General features: G+C 62.7%; 15 protein-coding genes and 1 pseudogene. 12 read left to right on the top strand and 4 right to left on the bottom strand.

Going from position 1 to position 15,500, the window contains the following annotated elements:
• Window positions 1-99: 99 nt before the first annotated feature.
• Together HBO09_RS22460 and HBO09_RS22465 are read left to right on the top strand one after the other, a co-directional pair.
• Complete coding sequence (locus HBO09_RS22460; RefSeq protein ID WP_169998880.1) at window positions 100-1,110, top strand: zinc-binding alcohol dehydrogenase family protein; 1,011 nt, start codon at window positions 100-102, stop codon at window positions 1,108-1,110.
• A gap of 83 nt (window positions 1,111-1,193) precedes the next feature.
• A complete protein-coding gene (locus tag HBO09_RS22465; RefSeq protein WP_169998882.1) occupies window positions 1,194-1,493 on the top strand; it encodes a putative quinol monooxygenase in 300 nt (99 codons plus the stop codon).
• 135 nt (window positions 1,494-1,628) lie between these two features.
• Here the strand turns inward: HBO09_RS22465 and HBO09_RS22470 are convergent, their stop codons facing one another.
• The gene (locus tag HBO09_RS22470; protein ID WP_170060967.1) at window positions 1,629-2,879 is read right to left on the bottom strand and encodes a ribonucleotide-diphosphate reductase subunit beta; all 1,251 of its coding nucleotides are present in this window, start codon (window positions 2,877-2,879) and stop codon (window positions 1,629-1,631) included.
• Window positions 2,880-3,102: 223 nt separating this feature from the next.
• Between HBO09_RS22470 and HBO09_RS22475 the strand changes: the two genes are divergently transcribed.
• The 4 genes from HBO09_RS22475 (at window position 3,103) to HBO09_RS22490 (ending at window position 7,538) form a co-directional block, all read left to right on the top strand.
• Window positions 3,103-3,570, top strand: a complete 468-nt coding sequence (locus HBO09_RS22475) for a GNAT family N-acetyltransferase (RefSeq protein ID WP_169999412.1) — start codon at window positions 3,103-3,105, stop codon at window positions 3,568-3,570.
• Between the two features lie 187 nt (window positions 3,571-3,757).
• Entirely contained in the window at window positions 3,758-4,198 is a 441-nt protein-coding gene (locus tag HBO09_RS22480; protein ID WP_029294425.1) for a cytochrome c, read from the top strand.
• A gap of 3 nt (window positions 4,199-4,201) precedes the next feature.
• Window positions 4,202-5,623 (top strand): cbb3-type cytochrome c oxidase subunit I, encoded by a 1,422-nt coding sequence (locus HBO09_RS22485; RefSeq protein ID WP_070996340.1) that lies wholly within the window; start codon window positions 4,202-4,204, stop codon window positions 5,621-5,623.
• 73 nt (window positions 5,624-5,696) lie between these two features.
• Window positions 5,697-7,538: a VWA domain-containing protein gene (locus HBO09_RS22490; RefSeq protein ID WP_169999413.1), complete on the top strand. Its 1,842-nt coding sequence runs from the start codon at window positions 5,697-5,699 to the stop codon at window positions 7,536-7,538.
• Here the strand turns inward: HBO09_RS22490 and HBO09_RS22495 are convergent.
• Together HBO09_RS22495 and HBO09_RS22500 are read right to left on the bottom strand one after the other, a co-directional pair.
• Window positions 7,532-7,732 carry a protein DnrP gene (locus HBO09_RS22495; protein WP_169999414.1) on the bottom strand — a complete coding sequence of 67 codons (201 nt, stop codon included), beginning with the start codon at window positions 7,730-7,732 and terminating at the stop codon, window positions 7,532-7,534. The two genes, HBO09_RS22490 and HBO09_RS22495, sit on opposite strands and share 7 nt — an antisense overlap.
• Window positions 7,729-8,430: a Crp/Fnr family transcriptional regulator gene (locus HBO09_RS22500; protein WP_029294499.1), complete on the bottom strand. Its 702-nt coding sequence runs from the start codon at window positions 8,428-8,430 to the stop codon at window positions 7,729-7,731. Before HBO09_RS22500 ends, HBO09_RS22495 begins: the two co-directional genes overlap by 4 nt.
• 513 nt (window positions 8,431-8,943) lie before the next feature.
• Here HBO09_RS22500 and HBO09_RS22505 point away from each other — a divergent pair.
• Together HBO09_RS22505 and HBO09_RS22510 are read left to right on the top strand one after the other, a co-directional pair.
• Window positions 8,944-10,131: an NnrS family protein gene (locus HBO09_RS22505; protein WP_169999415.1), complete on the top strand. Its 1,188-nt coding sequence runs from the start codon at window positions 8,944-8,946 to the stop codon at window positions 10,129-10,131.
• Window positions 10,132-10,141: 10 nt separating this feature from the next.
• Window positions 10,142-10,573, top strand: coding sequence for a hypothetical protein (locus tag HBO09_RS22510; RefSeq protein ID WP_159907313.1), 432 nt, complete (start codon window positions 10,142-10,144; stop codon window positions 10,571-10,573).
• A 124-nt stretch (window positions 10,574-10,697) separates the two neighbouring features.
• Here the strand turns inward: HBO09_RS22510 and HBO09_RS22515 are convergent.
• A pseudogene (locus tag HBO09_RS22515) lies at window positions 10,698-11,135 on the bottom strand (hemerythrin domain-containing protein); the annotation flags it as partial.
• A gap of 190 nt (window positions 11,136-11,325) precedes the next feature.
• Between HBO09_RS22515 and norR the strand changes: the two are divergent.
• From norR to glp, 4 genes are all read left to right on the top strand, one after another.
• Window positions 11,326-12,843, top strand: a complete 1,518-nt coding sequence (gene norR, locus HBO09_RS22520; RefSeq protein WP_169999417.1) for a nitric oxide reductase transcriptional regulator NorR — start codon at window positions 11,326-11,328, stop codon at window positions 12,841-12,843.
• A 100-nt stretch (window positions 12,844-12,943) separates the two neighbouring features.
• Window positions 12,944-13,591, top strand: a complete 648-nt coding sequence (gene pdxH / locus HBO09_RS22525) for a pyridoxamine 5'-phosphate oxidase (RefSeq protein ID WP_169999418.1) — start codon at window positions 12,944-12,946, stop codon at window positions 13,589-13,591.
• A gap of 92 nt (window positions 13,592-13,683) precedes the next feature.
• Window positions 13,684-14,238 (top strand): molybdenum cofactor biosynthesis protein B, encoded by a 555-nt coding sequence (gene moaB / locus HBO09_RS22530; protein ID WP_169999419.1) that lies wholly within the window; start codon window positions 13,684-13,686, stop codon window positions 14,236-14,238.
• A complete protein-coding gene (gene glp, locus HBO09_RS22535; RefSeq protein WP_169999420.1) occupies window positions 14,235-15,470 on the top strand; it encodes a gephyrin-like molybdotransferase Glp in 1,236 nt (411 codons plus the stop codon). The genes moaB and glp overlap by 4 nt, the downstream gene beginning before the upstream one ends.
• The last annotated feature ends 30 nt before the right edge of the window (window positions 15,471-15,500 follow it).

Below are 15,500 nucleotides of genomic sequence, written 5' to 3' on the forward strand. Positions count from 1 at the left end.
ATGAAAGTGTTGCTGCATTTTGTCGATTTTTCTTCGCGCTGGGAACGGTAAAGATGCAAGCCATCGAGGGCCATCGTCCCTCATCAACCGTGAGTTCCCATGAAAGCAATCTCTTTTACCCAACACGGCCTGCCCATTGACGACCCGCGCTCGCTGATCGACGTGAATATCGATGTTCCCCAGCCAGGCCCCAGGGACCTGCTGGTAGAAGTGCAGGCCGTGGCGGTCAACCCGGTCGATACCAAGGTGCGCTCCGGTACTTTCGCCAAGGAGCCGAAAATCCTCGGTTGGGATGCGGCGGGCATCGTGCGCCAGGTGGGCGCCGACGTCACCCTGTTCAAACCGGGCGACGCGGTGTACTACGCAGGCTCCCTGATCCGTTCCGGCAGCTACAGCGAATACCAGGTGGTCGATGAGCGCATCGTCGGCCACCAGCCGCGCACACTGGATGCGGCCCACGCCGCCGCCTTGCCGCTGACTTCGATCACTGCCTGGGAGTTGCTGTTCGATCGCCTTGGCGTGACCGAAGGCGGCGGCGAGGGCGAGGTGCTGTTGGTGGTCGGTGCTGGTGGTGGCGTGGGTTCGATCCTGGTGCAACTGGCCCGTCAGCTTACCAACATGACCGTGATCGGCACCGCCTCGCGCCCGGAAACCATCGGGTGGGTTCAGCGCATGGGGGCTCATCATGTGATCAACCATCGTCAGCCGATGCTGGCCCAGCTCCAGGCACTGGGAATTGACGCGGTCAGCCATGTCGCCAGCCTCACCCATACCGAGGAGTATCTGCCGCAACTGGTGGAAGTGCTGCGCCCCCAAGGGCGGCTGGGTTTGATCGACGATCCGGCCAGCCTGGATGTCATGCCGCTCAAGCTCAAATCCCTGTCCTTGCACTGGGAGCTGATGTTCACCCGCTCGCTGTTTGAGACCGCGGACATGATCCAGCAACACCATCTGCTCAATCGGGTGGCACAACTGATCGACGAGGGCGTGTTGCACACCACCCTCGGCGCGCATTTTGGTGCGATCAACGCGGCCAACATGCGCAGCGCCCATGCCCTGGTAGAAAGCGGCAAGGCGCGAGGCAAGATTGTGCTTGAAGATTTCCAATGAACACCCTGATCAAAGCCCTGGGCTTATCGCTGTGCGTAATGCTTGCCGGATGCGCCAGCCAACCTACCAATGGAGTCGCCAGCATGACCAAACCTTTGATATCCATCGCCGTACTCAAGGCCAAGCCTGGCCAGGAACAAGCGCTCAAGGCTGGCCTGCTGGCCTTGGTCGACCCGACCCGCACCGAGCCTGGCAACCTGGATTACGTGTTGTTTGAACTGCGTGATGAACCCGGCACGTTCTATATGCGTGAAGCATTCAAGAACCAGGCGGCCCTCGATGCGCATTTTGCAATGCCGTACTTCCAGCGCTTTGCCGCTACGGCGGACGACTTGCTCCAGGAACCGCTGAAACTGATCTTTCTTGAGCAAGTGTCCAACTGAGGCCGTACACCGCAACTGATTGTAGGAGCGAGCTTGCTCGCGAAAAACGCCTAGGCGCCGCGTTTAGCCTGGATACCTGGGTTATCGTTGACGATCTTCGCGAGCAAGCTCGCTCCTACAGATGGTGTGGGTCAATCAATCCCAGCTCAACGCCCCGCCAGTCTGATACTCGATCACGCGGGTCTCGAAGAAGTTCTTCTCTTTCTTCAAGTCCATGATCTCGCTCATCCACGGGAACGGGTTAGTTGTCCCTGGATATTCTTCCTTCAAGCCGATCTGCGACAGGCGACGGTTGGCGATGAACTTGAGGTAGTCCTCCATCATCGCCGCGTTCATGCCCAGCACGCCGCGCGGCATGGTGTCGCGTGCGTATTCGATCTCCAGCTGGGTCCCTTGCAGGATCATCTGGGTCGCTTCTTCCTTCATTTCGGCATCCCACAGGTGTGGGTTTTCGATTTTGATCTGGTTTATTACGTCGATGCCGAAGTTCAGGTGCATCGACTCATCGCGCAGGATGTACTGGAACTGCTCGGCCACGCCGGTCATTTTGTTGCGACGGCCCATGGACAGGATCTGGGTGAAGCCGCAATAGAAGAAGATGCCTTCCAGCACGCAGTAGTAGGCGACCAGGTTGCGCAGCAGTTCCTTGTCGGTGTCGACGGTGCCGGTTTCGAACTTCGGATCGGAGATCGAGCGGGTGTATTTCAGGCCCCAGGCGGCTTTTTTAGCGACCGATGGGATCTCGTGGTACATGTTGAAGATCTCGCCTTCATCCATGGCCAGCGATTCGATGCAGTACTGGTAGGCGTGGGTGTGGATCGCCTCTTCGAAGGCCTGGCGCAGGATGTACTGGCGGCACTCCGGGTTGGTGATCAGGCGGTACACCGCCAGGACCAGGTTGTTGGCGACCAGGGAGTCGGCGGTGGAGAAGAAGCCCAGGTTGCGCATGACGATGCGACGTTCGTCGTCGGTCAGGCCTTCGGGGTTTTTCCACAGGGCGATGTCGGCGGTCATGTTGACCTCTTGCGGCATCCAGTGGTTGGCGCAGCCGTCGAGGTATTTCTGCCAGGCCCAGTCGTACTTGAAAGGCACGAGTTGGTTGAGGTCGGCGCGGCAGTTGATCATGCGCTTTTCGTCAACGGCGACACGGGCGCTAGCGCCCTCAAGCTCGGCCAGGCCTTCGGCGATGTCGAGTTTGTCCAGGGCGGCCTTGGCCCGCACGATGGCGGCGGAGTCGTTGGCGGTCACGGCGCGGGCTTCGATGGCGGCGGCAGCGCCGGCACCGTCGAGGCGGTCCATGTTGGCTTCGGTGGCGTGGCCGGCGTTGGCGCCACGGACTACTGCCGCACCGGTGTCTTCGTTGTCGACTTCATCCCAACTCAGCATGAAATACTCCTTCCTGGTCTGTTCTGACGGTGATGAGACCGTCCAGAAAACTCGATAATTACCGGCGTCGCACACTATGTAGTGGTCGGCTGCGTGGGTGGGCACACTATATGGTGTGTAGGAACGATGGTCAACGCACAGGATGTGCGGTTTTCGGTCGCTGCCAGGCGTAAGTTCAGCTATAACGCCTGGGTTTATTGGCCACACTTGGAATCTCAAGGGAATGAAAAATCTACTGATCCGCCCAGCCACCCAAGAAGACGCCGAGAGCATCTTCCGGGTGCATAAAAATTCCGTCGAAAACCTGTGCAGCGCCGACTACGGTCCCGAGCAGATCGCCATGTGGCTGGACGGTCGCTCACCCGAGACCTACCGCCCGGCCATCGCCGCCGGCAACCTGTGGTTGGCTTGCAGCGACACGCTCCAGGGCTTCGTGGAGATCGACGGTAATGAGGTCAGCAAGTTGTTTATTCGCGGGGAGGCAGCGGGGCAGGGGCTCGGTGCACGTCTGTTGGCCGAGGCTTTGCAACGGATCGCCGCCGCTGGGCATGGCAGGGCCTATCTGGAAGCGACCCTGACCGCCGAAAAATTCTACGCCGCGCAGGGTTTTCGCAAGATCGGCGAAGGCACCTTCAGCCGTGGCAATAGCCCGGTGTCCATCGAGATCATCAAGATGGAGCGCGGCCTGTAGCTTCGTGCTCCAGTGGTTGCTCCTTATAGCCGTGCAATACGTCCGCTCTGGAAGACAGGAACAACTCGCTGCCAATCGTCATGACCCAATACCCGACCAAAACCATCGGCATTTCTTGATCGCCATCAAGCAGCTTTTACCCCCTCACTTCCTATCATGGTCCCCGCCAAGCAATGAGGAAGCGACCATGTCAGAGACCTTCACCAAGGGCATGGCCAGGAATATCTACTTCGGAGGAAGCGTGTTCTTCTTCCTGATATTCCTGGCCCTGACCTACCACACCGAACAAACCTTTCCCTCTCGCAGCAATCAAGAGCTACTCACCGAATCAGTGGTGCGTGGCAAGGGCGTCTGGGAGCGCAACAACTGTGTCGGCTGCCACACCCTGCTGGGCGAAGGCGCGTACTTTGCGCCGGAACTGGGCAACGTGTTCAACCGCCGGGGCGGCGAGGAAGCGTTCAAGCCGTTCCTGCATGCCTGGATGAAGATGCAACCGTTGGGCGTTCCCGGCCGGCGTGCGATGCCGCAATTCAACCTCAGCGACCAAGAGGTGGACGATATGGCCGAGTTCCTCAAATGGAGCTCGAAGATCAACACCAACGGCTGGCCGCCAAACAAGGAGGGCTGAGGGATGCGTACCGTCAATCCATATCTGAAATTCCAATCCCAGGCCGTGGCCAAACCCTACTTTGTGTTCGCCCTGATCCTGTTCCTGGGCCAGGTGCTGTTCGGTTTGATCATGGGCCTGCAATACGTGGTCGGCGACTTTCTGTTCCCGTTGATCCCCTTCAACGTGGCCCGCATGGTCCACACCAACCTGCTGATCGTCTGGCTGCTGTTCGGCTTCATGGGCGCCGCTTACTACCTGGTGCCGGAAGAGGCCGACCGCGAGTTGCACAGTCCCAAGCTGGCAATCCTGCTGTTCTGGGTGTTTGCCGTGGCGGGGGTGTTGACCATCCTCGGTTACTTGCTGGTGCCCTATGCGGCCCTGGCCAAGCTGACCCACAACGAACTGCTGCCCACCATGGGTCGGGAGTTTCTGGAGCAGCCGACCATCACCAAGATGGGGATCGTGGTGGTGTGCCTGGGCTTTCTCTACAACATCGGCATGACCCTGCTCAAAGGTCGCAAGACCACCGTGAGCATGGTGATGATGACCGGGCTGATCGGCCTGGCGGTGTTCTTCCTGTTCTCGTTCTACAACCCCGGCAACCTGGCACGGGACAAGTTCTACTGGTGGTGGGTGGTGCATCTTTGGGTTGAAGGCGTGTGGGAGCTGATCATGGGCTCGATGCTGGCTTTCGTACTGATCAAAGTCACCGGTGTCGACCGTGAGGTCGTGGAGAAATGGCTGTACGTGATCATCGCCATGGCCCTGATCACCGGGATCATCGGCACCGGTCACCACTTCTTCTGGATCGGCGCGCCCGAGGTGTGGTTGTGGGTCGGTTCGATCTTTTCGGCCCTGGAGCCGCTGCCGTTCCTGGCGATGGTGATGTTTGCCTTCACCATGGTCAAACAGCGCCGGCGCCAGCACCCGAACCGGGCGGCCACATTGTGGGCCAAGGGCACCACGGTCACGGCGTTCTTCGGCGCCGGGGTCTGGGGCTTCCTGCATACCCTGGCACCGGTCAACTTCTACACCCACGGCACCCAATTGACCGCTGCCCACGGCCACCTGGCGTTCTTCGGCGCCTACGCCATGATCGTCATGACCCTGATCAGCTACGCCATGCCCCGCCTGCGCGGTATCGGTGAAGCGCCGGATGCACGCTCGCAGACCTTGGAGATCTGGGGCTTCTGGATGATGGTTCTGTCGATGGTGATGATCACCCTGTTCCTGACGGCGGCCGGTGCGGTGCAAGTCTGGTTGCAACGCTGGCAGGTAGACGGTGTGGCACTGCCGTTCATGGCCACCATGGACCACCTGACCGTGTTGTTCTGGGCGCGACTGGCCAGTGGCGTGGTGTTCCTGCTGGGCCTGCTCTGCTACCTGTGGAGCTTCCGGCAGCGGGGCAAGGGCTTGGACTCTGCCGTCCCCGTGACTGCGTGAGCGGTCAACGTTAATCCCCAAGAGGGCGGCCCGGCAGGTAGTGCGGGCCGTTTTTATGTCTGGAGCACTTCACATGGCCTTTACCCTTGAGTTGGAAGAGTGGGTCGGCAGTGTCTGGCACCGCTTTATCACCCGCCGTGCCAGTGCTGACTTCCCCGAGGCGCGGGTCGATCTGGTCGACCGCCAGCGCAGCCTGGCGCTGTTGTTCCGCGCCCTGGGCGGCGCCCACGCAATTGCCCTGGAGGCCGCCAGCGAGCGTGACCTGCTGCTGCGGCGCAATCTGTTGATGCGCATTGCCGGTACCTGCCGGCAAGCCCCCCTGGCCTCGTGCGATGGTCATCGCCTGCGCCTGCCGGCAAGCCTGGCGGTGTTTCCCTCGGCCGCCCTGAACCTGGAACTGTACCGCTGGCTGGCGCTCCTGGCCGCACATGCCGGGCCGATGACCCACTGGGCCCGGGACAACCAGCGCTGGACCTGGCTGCTGTTGCAGCGTTACCCGGCCATGCTCCCCAGCTATCAGCGCCTGGTGGACGCCCATCTGCAATTGCGCCCGGATCCCGCCACCCTCAACCCCGCCGAAGCCGCCGTGGAAAAGGCCTTGCGCAAAGCCCTGCGCGAGCCCGGCAGCATCCGCCAGTTACCCCGCAGCGAGCGCGCCGCCTGGCCGCTGCCGTTGTGGCTGTATCCACCCTTGCACCTGCACAGCCCGCAGGCCGGCGATCTGGAGGACGAGGGCGATGACCTGGCAACCCGCCCCGGCCAACAACAGGGCGCGCCCAAGCAAGCCAACCGAGTCGACGACAACAGCCGCGACGGCGGCCTGCTGGTGGTGCGCCTGGAAAACCTGTTCAGTTGGACCGAACACGTCGACCTCGATCGCTGGGCCGATGACTCCGAGGACGAAGATGCCGCGCGGGTCGCCGAAGACCTCGACCAGCTGAGCCTGTCACGCCAGCGCGTGCGCAAGAGCGGCGGCTTGAAGCTGCACCTGGATCTGCCACCGGCCGACGTCGACGATATCCCCCTGGGCGCAGGCATCAAACTGCCGGAGTGGGACTACCGCCAACAATGCCTGCACGCCAACTTCGTCAATCTGCAATTGATGCAACCGCGCGACAGCACGCCCCAGCCGCTGCCGGCACGCTTGCTGCCCCAGGCTGCGCGGTTGCGTCGCCAGTTCCAGCAACTGCGTACCGATCGCCAATGGTTGCGCCAACAGCCCCAGGGCGCGGAGCTGGACCTGCAGGCGTGGCTGGATTTTCATGTCGAGCGCCAGCACGGCGCGTGCGCCGAGCGCGGTCTGTTCAAGGAGCAGCGCCGCACCCGGCGTGACTTGGCCTGTTTGCTGCTGGCCGATTTGTCGATGTCCACCGACGCCCATTTGAACGATACGCAAAAGGTCATCGACGTGATCCGCGACAGCCTGTTGCTGTTTGGCGAGAGCCTGTCGGGCCTGGGTGATGCGTTTGCCTTGTATGGGTTTTCATCCCTGCGTCGCCAGCAGGTGCGCCTGCAACAGCTCAAGTCATTCCAGCAACCCTATGACGACCACACCCGCGGCTGTATCCAAGGCCTCAAGCCGGGTTACTACACGCGCATGGGCGCGGCCATCCGCCACGCCAGCCAGACCCTGGGCGCTTGTAAGCAACGGCGCAAACTGCTGTTGATTGTGACCGATGGCAAGCCCAACGACCTGGACTTGTATGAGGGACGTTATGGCGTGGAGGACACCCGCCAGGCCGTAATGGAAGCGCGGCGCCAGGGCCTGGTGCCGTTCTGCATCACCATCGACAAACAGGCCGGGGATTACCTGCCGTACATGTTCGGCGCCCACGGCTACACCCTGATCCGCCAGCCGGAGCAACTGCCACTACGCTTGCCGCAGCTGTACCGGCAGTTGACCGAAGATCAGTAGAAGTCCCGGGGCAGCCACAAGAACATGGTGATGCAGAACACGGCCAGCCCCAGGCAGAACCATTGGAAACGCTTGAGCCGCCGCGCCTCAAGGCTGGCGGTGGAGGTGGGCAGGGGCATGGCGCAGCGTTCGCAAGCAGCGTGCGGCGGCGGGTTGGCATGCTGGCAGTACAGGCAGACTCGCGCTGCGCTCATTCGAATTGCTCCAGGCGCAGGCGATCAAGAATGGCGATCTGTCGACCGTCCTGGGTGATGATTTTTTCATCGATCAGCCGGCGAATGATCCGCGAGAACGTCTCCGGCTGGATCGACAGGTGCCCGGCGATCAACTGCTTGGCCATGGGCAGTTCGAACGAACTGTCGGCACTGTGCAGGCGCACCAGTTGCGTCAGCAAATAGCGCACCACGCGGTGGGTGGCGTTTTTCAAGGACAGGGTCTCGATCTCGTTGACCCGCTGGTGCAGGCGCACACACAACTTGCCCAGCAGGGCAAAGGTCAGGCGGCTGTTGCTGTGGAGCAGGCGCATATAGGTGGCGTTGGACAGGCGATACAACTGCGTCGGGCACACCGCCTCGGCGCAGGCCACGTAATTGGGGGTGTCCATCAGCATCATCGCCTCGGCGAAGGTCTGCCGCTCGCCGATCACTTCAAAGACTTTTTCCTGGCCGTCCGGGGTCAGGCGGTAGATCTTCACCGCGCCGGCAATCACGAAGTAAAACCCCTCGGCCGGCTCGCCCTGGCGGAACAATGGCTCGCCCTTGTCGACACTCAGCAATTGACTGCTGGCCATCAACTCATCCATCTGCTCTTCGTTGAGCGGCTCGAACAGGTGATGGCTGCGCAGGATCTGATGATGCACGCGGTGCAGGACCCTCGGTGCGTCGGTGATCATACAAGCCACAACGACAGGCCACTGGCCGCCGCCATCATCGAACCGAGGATCACAAACCAGGCCAGGGGCTGGATGACTTTTTTCATGGGGACTCCGTGGGGCAGGGGAAGACGGGATAACCGGGTAGAGCAAGAGCTGGGCCAAAGAGAGGGCGTTGCAGAATGTGGGCTGTAGCGTCACCAGGGTTTGAATGACCCTGTTGGTAAGGGTTTTTTTAACCCTCTAATGGTCATTTAAACCCTCATGATCAGCGCCGATCCCATGTAGGAGCTGGCTTGCCTGCGATGCAGGCACCTCGCTCTTCCAGTTAAACCGCAGCGATGCCATCGCAGGCAAGCCAGCTCCCACATAGGGTGGCGGCGCACCCGGGAGTTCGGCCCGGCCCTTGCAATGCCAATCCCGCGACGGCCCCCAGGATATTGCCCCGCCTCGAAGCCCTGCTTGATCTGCGACAAGGGCCAGGCGCGGGCAATCCCGGATGATCGGGCCGGCAATGACTTGAGGAGTGGTGGTATGCAAGTGCTGGATCGACGCAAGGCCATGTCGATAACCCCGTTGTTTCGCCTGGCTTTCCGGCCATTTTTCCTCGGTGGCTGCCTGTTGGCGTTGCTCGCGGTTCCCCTGTGGTTGCTGGCCCTGGCCGGCGACGCGAGCTGGCAGCCGGCGGGTGGCTGGCTGGCGTGGCATCGCCATGAACTGCTGTTCGGTTTCGCCCTGGCGATCATCGGCGGGTTCCTGCTGACGGCGGTGCAGACCTGGACCGGTCGCCCCGGCATCAGCGGTACGCCCCTCGCGGTGCTGGCCGGGGTGTGGCTGGCCGCACGCCTGGCCTGGCTGTTCAACCTGCCATGGCCGCTGTTGGCCGTGCTGGAACTGACCTTTCCCCTGGCCGTCGCTGGGTTGATGGGCTGGACCTTGTGGAAAGTGCGGCAACAGCGCAACTACCCGATTGTGCTGGTGTTGCTGCTGTTGACCCTGGCCGACGCCCTGTCCCTGTATGGCTTGCTGCGCGGTGACGAAGGCTGGCAGCGCCAGGCGGTGTTGACCGGGCTGTGGCTGGTGGCGGCGATGATGGGCTTGATCGGTGGTCGGGTGATTCCGTTTTTCACCCAGCGTGGCCTGGGGCGTACGGAAGCGGTGAAGCCCTGGCCGTGGCTGGATTACCTGTTGTTGGTAGGCTCGGCGCTGATCGCTCTGTTGTATGCCAGCGGTTTAGCGCTGATGCCCAGCCTCTGGGTCGGCCTGTTGTTTGGCCTGTTGGGAGTCGGCCATCTGCTGCGCCTGGTGCGCTGGCACGACCGTGGCTTGTGGCGCGTGCCGCTGCTGTGGTCGCTGCACCTGGCCTATGCCTGGCTGGCCATGGCTTGCCTGGGTATGGCGCTGTGGCATGTGGGCGTGCCACTGAACCCAAGCCTGGCGGTGCATGCGCTGACGGTAGGGGCGATGGGCGGCTTGATCCTGGCGATGATCGCACGGGTCAGCCTGGGCCATACCGGCCGATCACTGACCCCGCCCAAGGGCATGACCCTGGCCTTTATCCTGTTGAACCTGGCCTGCCTGAGCCGGGTGCTGATGGTGCTGATCTGGCCGTACGCCGCGCTGTGGCTGGCGGGTTTGTGCTGGACCCTGGGCCTTGGCGTGTATCTATGGCGCTATGCCCCAATGCTGTGGCATGCGCGGGTTGACGGCCATCCGGGCTAGGAGAACGGGAATGCTGTATTCGTGGCTATTGATTGTGCATCTGCTGGCGGCCATCGCCTTTATCGGCACGCTGTTCTTTGAGGTTTTCATCTGGCACCGCGCCCGTGAAGAGTTGGCGTGGTCGGCGCAGTTCACCAGCGACCAAGCCATTGCCCGGCGTTCGCGGCAGGTGCTGCATGGCGTGGTGGTGCTGTTGTATGGCGCGGGCATCGGCCTGGCCTGGCATTACCGCGGTGTGCTGGGCGCGCCATGGGCCAGCCATTTTTCGGCGATGTTGAGCCTGAAGATCGTGTTGGCGCTGAGCATCATCGGACATTACCTGTTGCTCGCCTACTGGTTGACGCAAAAACGCCTGAGCCCGCTGCGGGCGGTGTGGATCCGGCGCAGCATCCTTGGGCATATGGTCCTGATCGTGATCCTGGCCAAGCTGATGCTGCGTTAAGACACCTTGATCCCTTCCTGTAGGAGCGAGCTTGCTCGCGAAAAACTCACGGACAACGCGTCTACCCAGGCAGCCCGCGTTTTGGTTGATGTTCTTCGCGAGCAAGCTCGCTCCTACAGGTCGGTCAGGGCTTTAGTGCGCGGACAAACAACACGTCATTTTCCAGATGAATATGCTCCAGCAAATCCCCATGAAACACCTCCAGCGCGTGATACAACGCGCGCCAGGTATTGCATGCATCGCTGGGCGGTTGGATGTGGTTGGTCAGCGCCTGCAACTGTTCCAAAGCCTGGCCATGTTGCTCATGTTCACAGCGCATGACGTTGATCGGCGGCGCGGCCTGGGGGCCCAGGCCCATCTGCAGCATCGGGAACAGCACTTGTTCTTCCTTGAGCATATGGCCCTCCAGTTCCTGCTCGATGTCACGCAGCAAGTCGGCCAGGCCATTGGGGCAGGCCAGGTGGTGACCGTGGACCTGCTCGACACGGCTGGCCAGGCGAATCAGCTCCGGCAGTTGTTCGCGGTGGCGGGCGTGGTAGCGCTGCAGCAAATGGTCGATCAGTTGCGCCTGGGGCAGGCTGTGGGGGGCGATGGCGTTCATCGGCTTTCCTCATCAAGTGAACAGATGAAGCGGTGATTGCATGCCGTGTGCCATTGGCAACTTGTTGAAAAATAGAGATTAATTTTTTGTAGTGGTCAGGATCACCCTGATGCTGCACGGTAGAACCGACCATACAAGGGTAGTAATGACCATGCTGCGTGAAAGTCTGTCGGCCGACCTGATTGTCGAATTGCCCAACGCGGTGCGCCTGCAACGCCTGGTGCAGACCCTGCGCGAATATTTCCATAGCGGCGCCGTGGGCCTGTTGCGCCTGGATGGCGACGACAGCCTGCGCCCCGTGGCCACAGTGGGGTTGGTGCACGAAGCCCTTGGCCGGCGCTTTGTGATCGCCCAACATCCGCGGCTGGCGGCGATCATGGCCTCCCGCGAACCGACCTGGTTCGAACCCGACAGCCGCCTGCCGGACCCGTACGACGGGCTGCTGGACAGCCAGGTCGGCGAACCGCTACCCGTGCATGACTGCATGGGCGTGAGCCTGTTCGTCGAAGGCCGGCCCTGGGGCGCGATTACCCTGGATGCGCTGCATGCCGGAACCTTCGATGCCAATGCCCGCGAGCAACTCAAACGCTGCACCCTGCAGATCGAGGCGGCGGTGCGGGTCACGCGCCTGGAGCAGGAAAACCGCAGCCTGCGCCTGTCGCGCAGCGAACCGGTGGCGGGTGCGCCCAGCGTCGAAGATGGCGAGATCCTCGGCCAGAGCCCGGTCCTGCATCAACTGCTCAACGAGCTGGATGTGCTCGCCGATTCGGATTTGCCGGTGCTGTTGCTCGGCGAAACAGGGGTGGGCAAGGAGCTGTTCGCGCGGCGCCTGCATCGCCTGTCGCGGCGCAGCAAAAAGCCGCTGATCCAGGTCAACTGCGCGGCGCTGCCGGAATCTTTGGCCGAGAGCGAGCTGTTCGGCCATGTCAAAGGTGCGTTTTCCGGGGCTACCAGTGACCGTGCCGGGCGTTTTGATGCGGCCAACGGCGGCACGCTGTTCCTCGATGAAGTGGGCGAGCTGCCATTGAGTGTGCAGGCCAAGCTATTGCGCACCTTGCAGAACGGCGAGATCCAGCGCCTGGGCGCCGACAAGCCGCTGCATGTGGATGTGCGGATCATCGCCGCCACCAACCGCCACCTGCCCGAGAGCATTCGTGAAGGGCTGTTTCGCGCTGATCTGTACCACCGGCTGTCGGTGTACCCGGTGCCGATCCCGGCCTTGCGCGAGCGCGGTCACGATGTGCTGCTGTTGGCCGGGCACTTCCTTGAGCTCAACCGTGCACGGCTGGGCCTGCGCGGTTTGCGCCTGTCGCCGGCGGCCGAACAAACCCTGCTCGGTTATGCCTGGCCGGGCAATGTGCGCGAGCTGGAACATGTGATCAGCCGCGCCGCCTTGAAGCAACTGAGCCGTGGCGGCAATCGCAACCAGATCATGACCCTGGAAGCCGAACTGCTGGACCTGGACAGCGCCACCTTGGCGCAGGCCCCTGTCGTTCAAGCCCCGGTGCAGGCGTTCCAGACCTTGAGCGACGCGGTGGACGACTGCCAGCGCCAGAAGGTGCGCCAGGCGTTGAGCCTGTCGGGCGATAACTGGGCGAGCGCCGCGCGGATGCTCGGCCTGGACTCCAGCAACCTGCACAAATTGGCGCGGCGCCTGGGCCTCAAGTAGCAACGCTGCGACGCCATGCCGCGGTGCGCAGTTGACCGCGGTCAAGGTGCCGGGCGCGTCGGCTGATCAGACTGTGGCGAACTGACCGGAGGTTCGCCCCATGCCCCTTTCCCTGGCGCAGATGCGCCGCAACTACACCCTGTACGGTTTGCGGGATGACCTGGTACAGGACGATCCCCTCGTGTTGTTCGGCCAGTGGCTGGAGCAGGCACGCAAGACCGAAGTGGCACCGGTGGAGGCCAACAGCATGGCCCTGGCCACGGTCGATGCCCAGGGCCGTGCCCATTGCCGGATTCTCTTGCTCAAGGGCTTCAGTGCCGAGGGCTTCACCTTTTTCGGCCACTACCAGAGCGCCAAAGGCCAGGAACTGGCGAGCAATCCCAGCGCGGCCATGACCTTTTTCTGGCCGGGCCTGGAGCGTCAGGTACGCATTGAAGGCGCCGTCACGCGCCTGGCGCCGCAGCTGTCCGACGATTACTTCCACTCGCGGCCGCTGGCCAGCCAGATCGGCGCCTGGGCGTCGCCGCAAAGCCAGCCTCTGACCCATCGCGCCGAACTGGAGGGGCGCCTGCGCGACGTCACCCAGCGCTTTGCCGGCCAACAACCGGCGCGCCCGGAGGAGTGGGGTGGCTATTGCCTGCAACCCGAGCGCGTGGAGTTCTGGCAAGGCCGCCCCGACCGCCTGCACGACCGCCTCGATTACCGCCGCCACGCCGGCACCTGGCAACGCAGCCGCCTGGCCCCCTGAATCCGCCTAGAGGTACCTCCTCGGAGGAATAGGCCCGCCGGCCTTTGCGGTGCAGGCTTGGGCCATTGCTCATTTATCCCGGGATTTTCACCATGGCACACCTGACTCAACGCAATTTTGTCTCACTGAATATCGCCGTCCTGACCATCAGCGACACACGCAACTTTGACAACGACACCTCCGGGCAAACCCTGTGCGACCGCGTGCAAGCGGCCGGGCACGAACTGATCGACCGGGCCCTGGTGGTGGACGACATCTACCAGATCCGCGCACGCATTTCGCAGTGGATCGCCGACCCACAGGTGCAGGTAATCCTCACCACCGGCGGCACCGGCTTCACTGCGCGGGACAACACCCCACAAGCGGTACTGCCGTTGCTGGACAAACATGTCGAAGGCTTTGGCGAGCTGTTTCGCCAGGTCTCCGTGCCAGAGATCGGCATGTCGACCCTGCAATCACGCGCCCTGGCCGGCATGAGCAACGGCGTGCTGGTGTGCTGCATGCCCGGCTCTCCTGGCGCGTGCCGCACCGGCTGGGACAAGATTCTGCTGGGGCAACTGGACAGCCGCACCGGGCCGTGCAATTTCGCCCCGCACCTCAAGCCCCAGGCTGCGCAAGCGCTAGCACCCTGCGAGGCGCGGTCATGAGCCTATCGGTGTGTGAAAGCGGCGAATTGATCCCGGTGGACGAGGCCATCGAGCGCCTGCTGGCCCAGGCACCCCCACCCCCGTCGACCCAGCAGGTGAAAACCGGCCAGGCTTTGGGTCGGGTGCTGGCCGGCGATATTTTTTCCCCGGTCAACCTGCCGGCCTGGGACAACAGCGCCATGGATGGCTACGCGCTGTGTGCCGCGGACTTGCCGGCCGAGGGCGGCTACCTGCGTCTGGCCGGGCGCATCGCTGCTGGCGACGGCGCCGCGACGGCGTTGAGCAGCGGGCAGACCATGCGCATTTTTACCGGTGCTCCCTTGCCGTCCGGGGCCGACACCGTGGTGCCCCAGGAGCGTTGCCGGGTCTATGGCCAGCGTATCTGGTGCCCACCCATGCGCACCGGCGAACACGTGCGCAAGCAGGGTGAAGAAGTGACCCAAGGCGCCTTGCTGCTGCCGGCCGGCAAGCGCTTGCGCGCCCAGGAGTTGGGCTTGCTCGCGGCGGCCGGGCTGGCTCAGGTCAAGGTCTACCGACCGCTGCGGGTGTGCCTGTTGAGCAGTGGCGACGAACTGCGCGAGCCCGGTGATCACCTGGCGCCGGGGCAGATCTACAACAGCAATCGCCACTGCCTGGCAGCACTGCTGCAAGGCTGGGGGGTGGAAGTGCATGACTATGGGGTGATGGCCGACGAACTGGCCGTCAGCCGCGATGCGTTGACCTTGGCCTCTTCGGAATGTGACCTGCTGCTGACCTCTGGCGGAGTGTCGGTGGGCGAGGAAGATCATCTCAAGCAAGCCATCAAGGAACTGGGCCGCGTGGATTTCTGGCGTTTAGCGATCCAGCCGGGCAAACCCCTGGCATTTGGTGACGTGGCGGGCAAACCGTGGATCGGCTTGCCCGGCAACCCTTCGGCGGCGCTGATTACCGCGTTGGTGGTGGTGCGCCCGTTTCTGTTGCGCGCCCAGGGTGTGACTGAGGTCACGTCGGTGCCGATGTTGCTGCCCGCCGATTTTACCTGGACCCAGCGCAACCGCCGTCGCCAATACCTGCGCGCACGCCTGGCGCCGGGCATCGATGGCCAGGCGTGCGTCACCCTGCACCCACGGCAAAGCTCGGCAATGTTGAGCGCGGCGTGCTGGGCCGATGGTTTGGCGATTGTGGAGCGCGAACAGTTGGTGGAGAAGGGCGGCCTGGTGCGGTTCGTGTCTTTTGCCGAACTGATGCAGTAACTGTCGGCGGTAATCAATGTGGTGTTGGTG

Origin of the sequence: Pseudomonas sp. WS 5027, from assembly GCF_012985695.1 — a bacterium.
GTDB classification, from domain to species: Bacteria; Pseudomonadota; Gammaproteobacteria; order Pseudomonadales; family Pseudomonadaceae; genus Aquipseudomonas; species Aquipseudomonas hygromyciniae.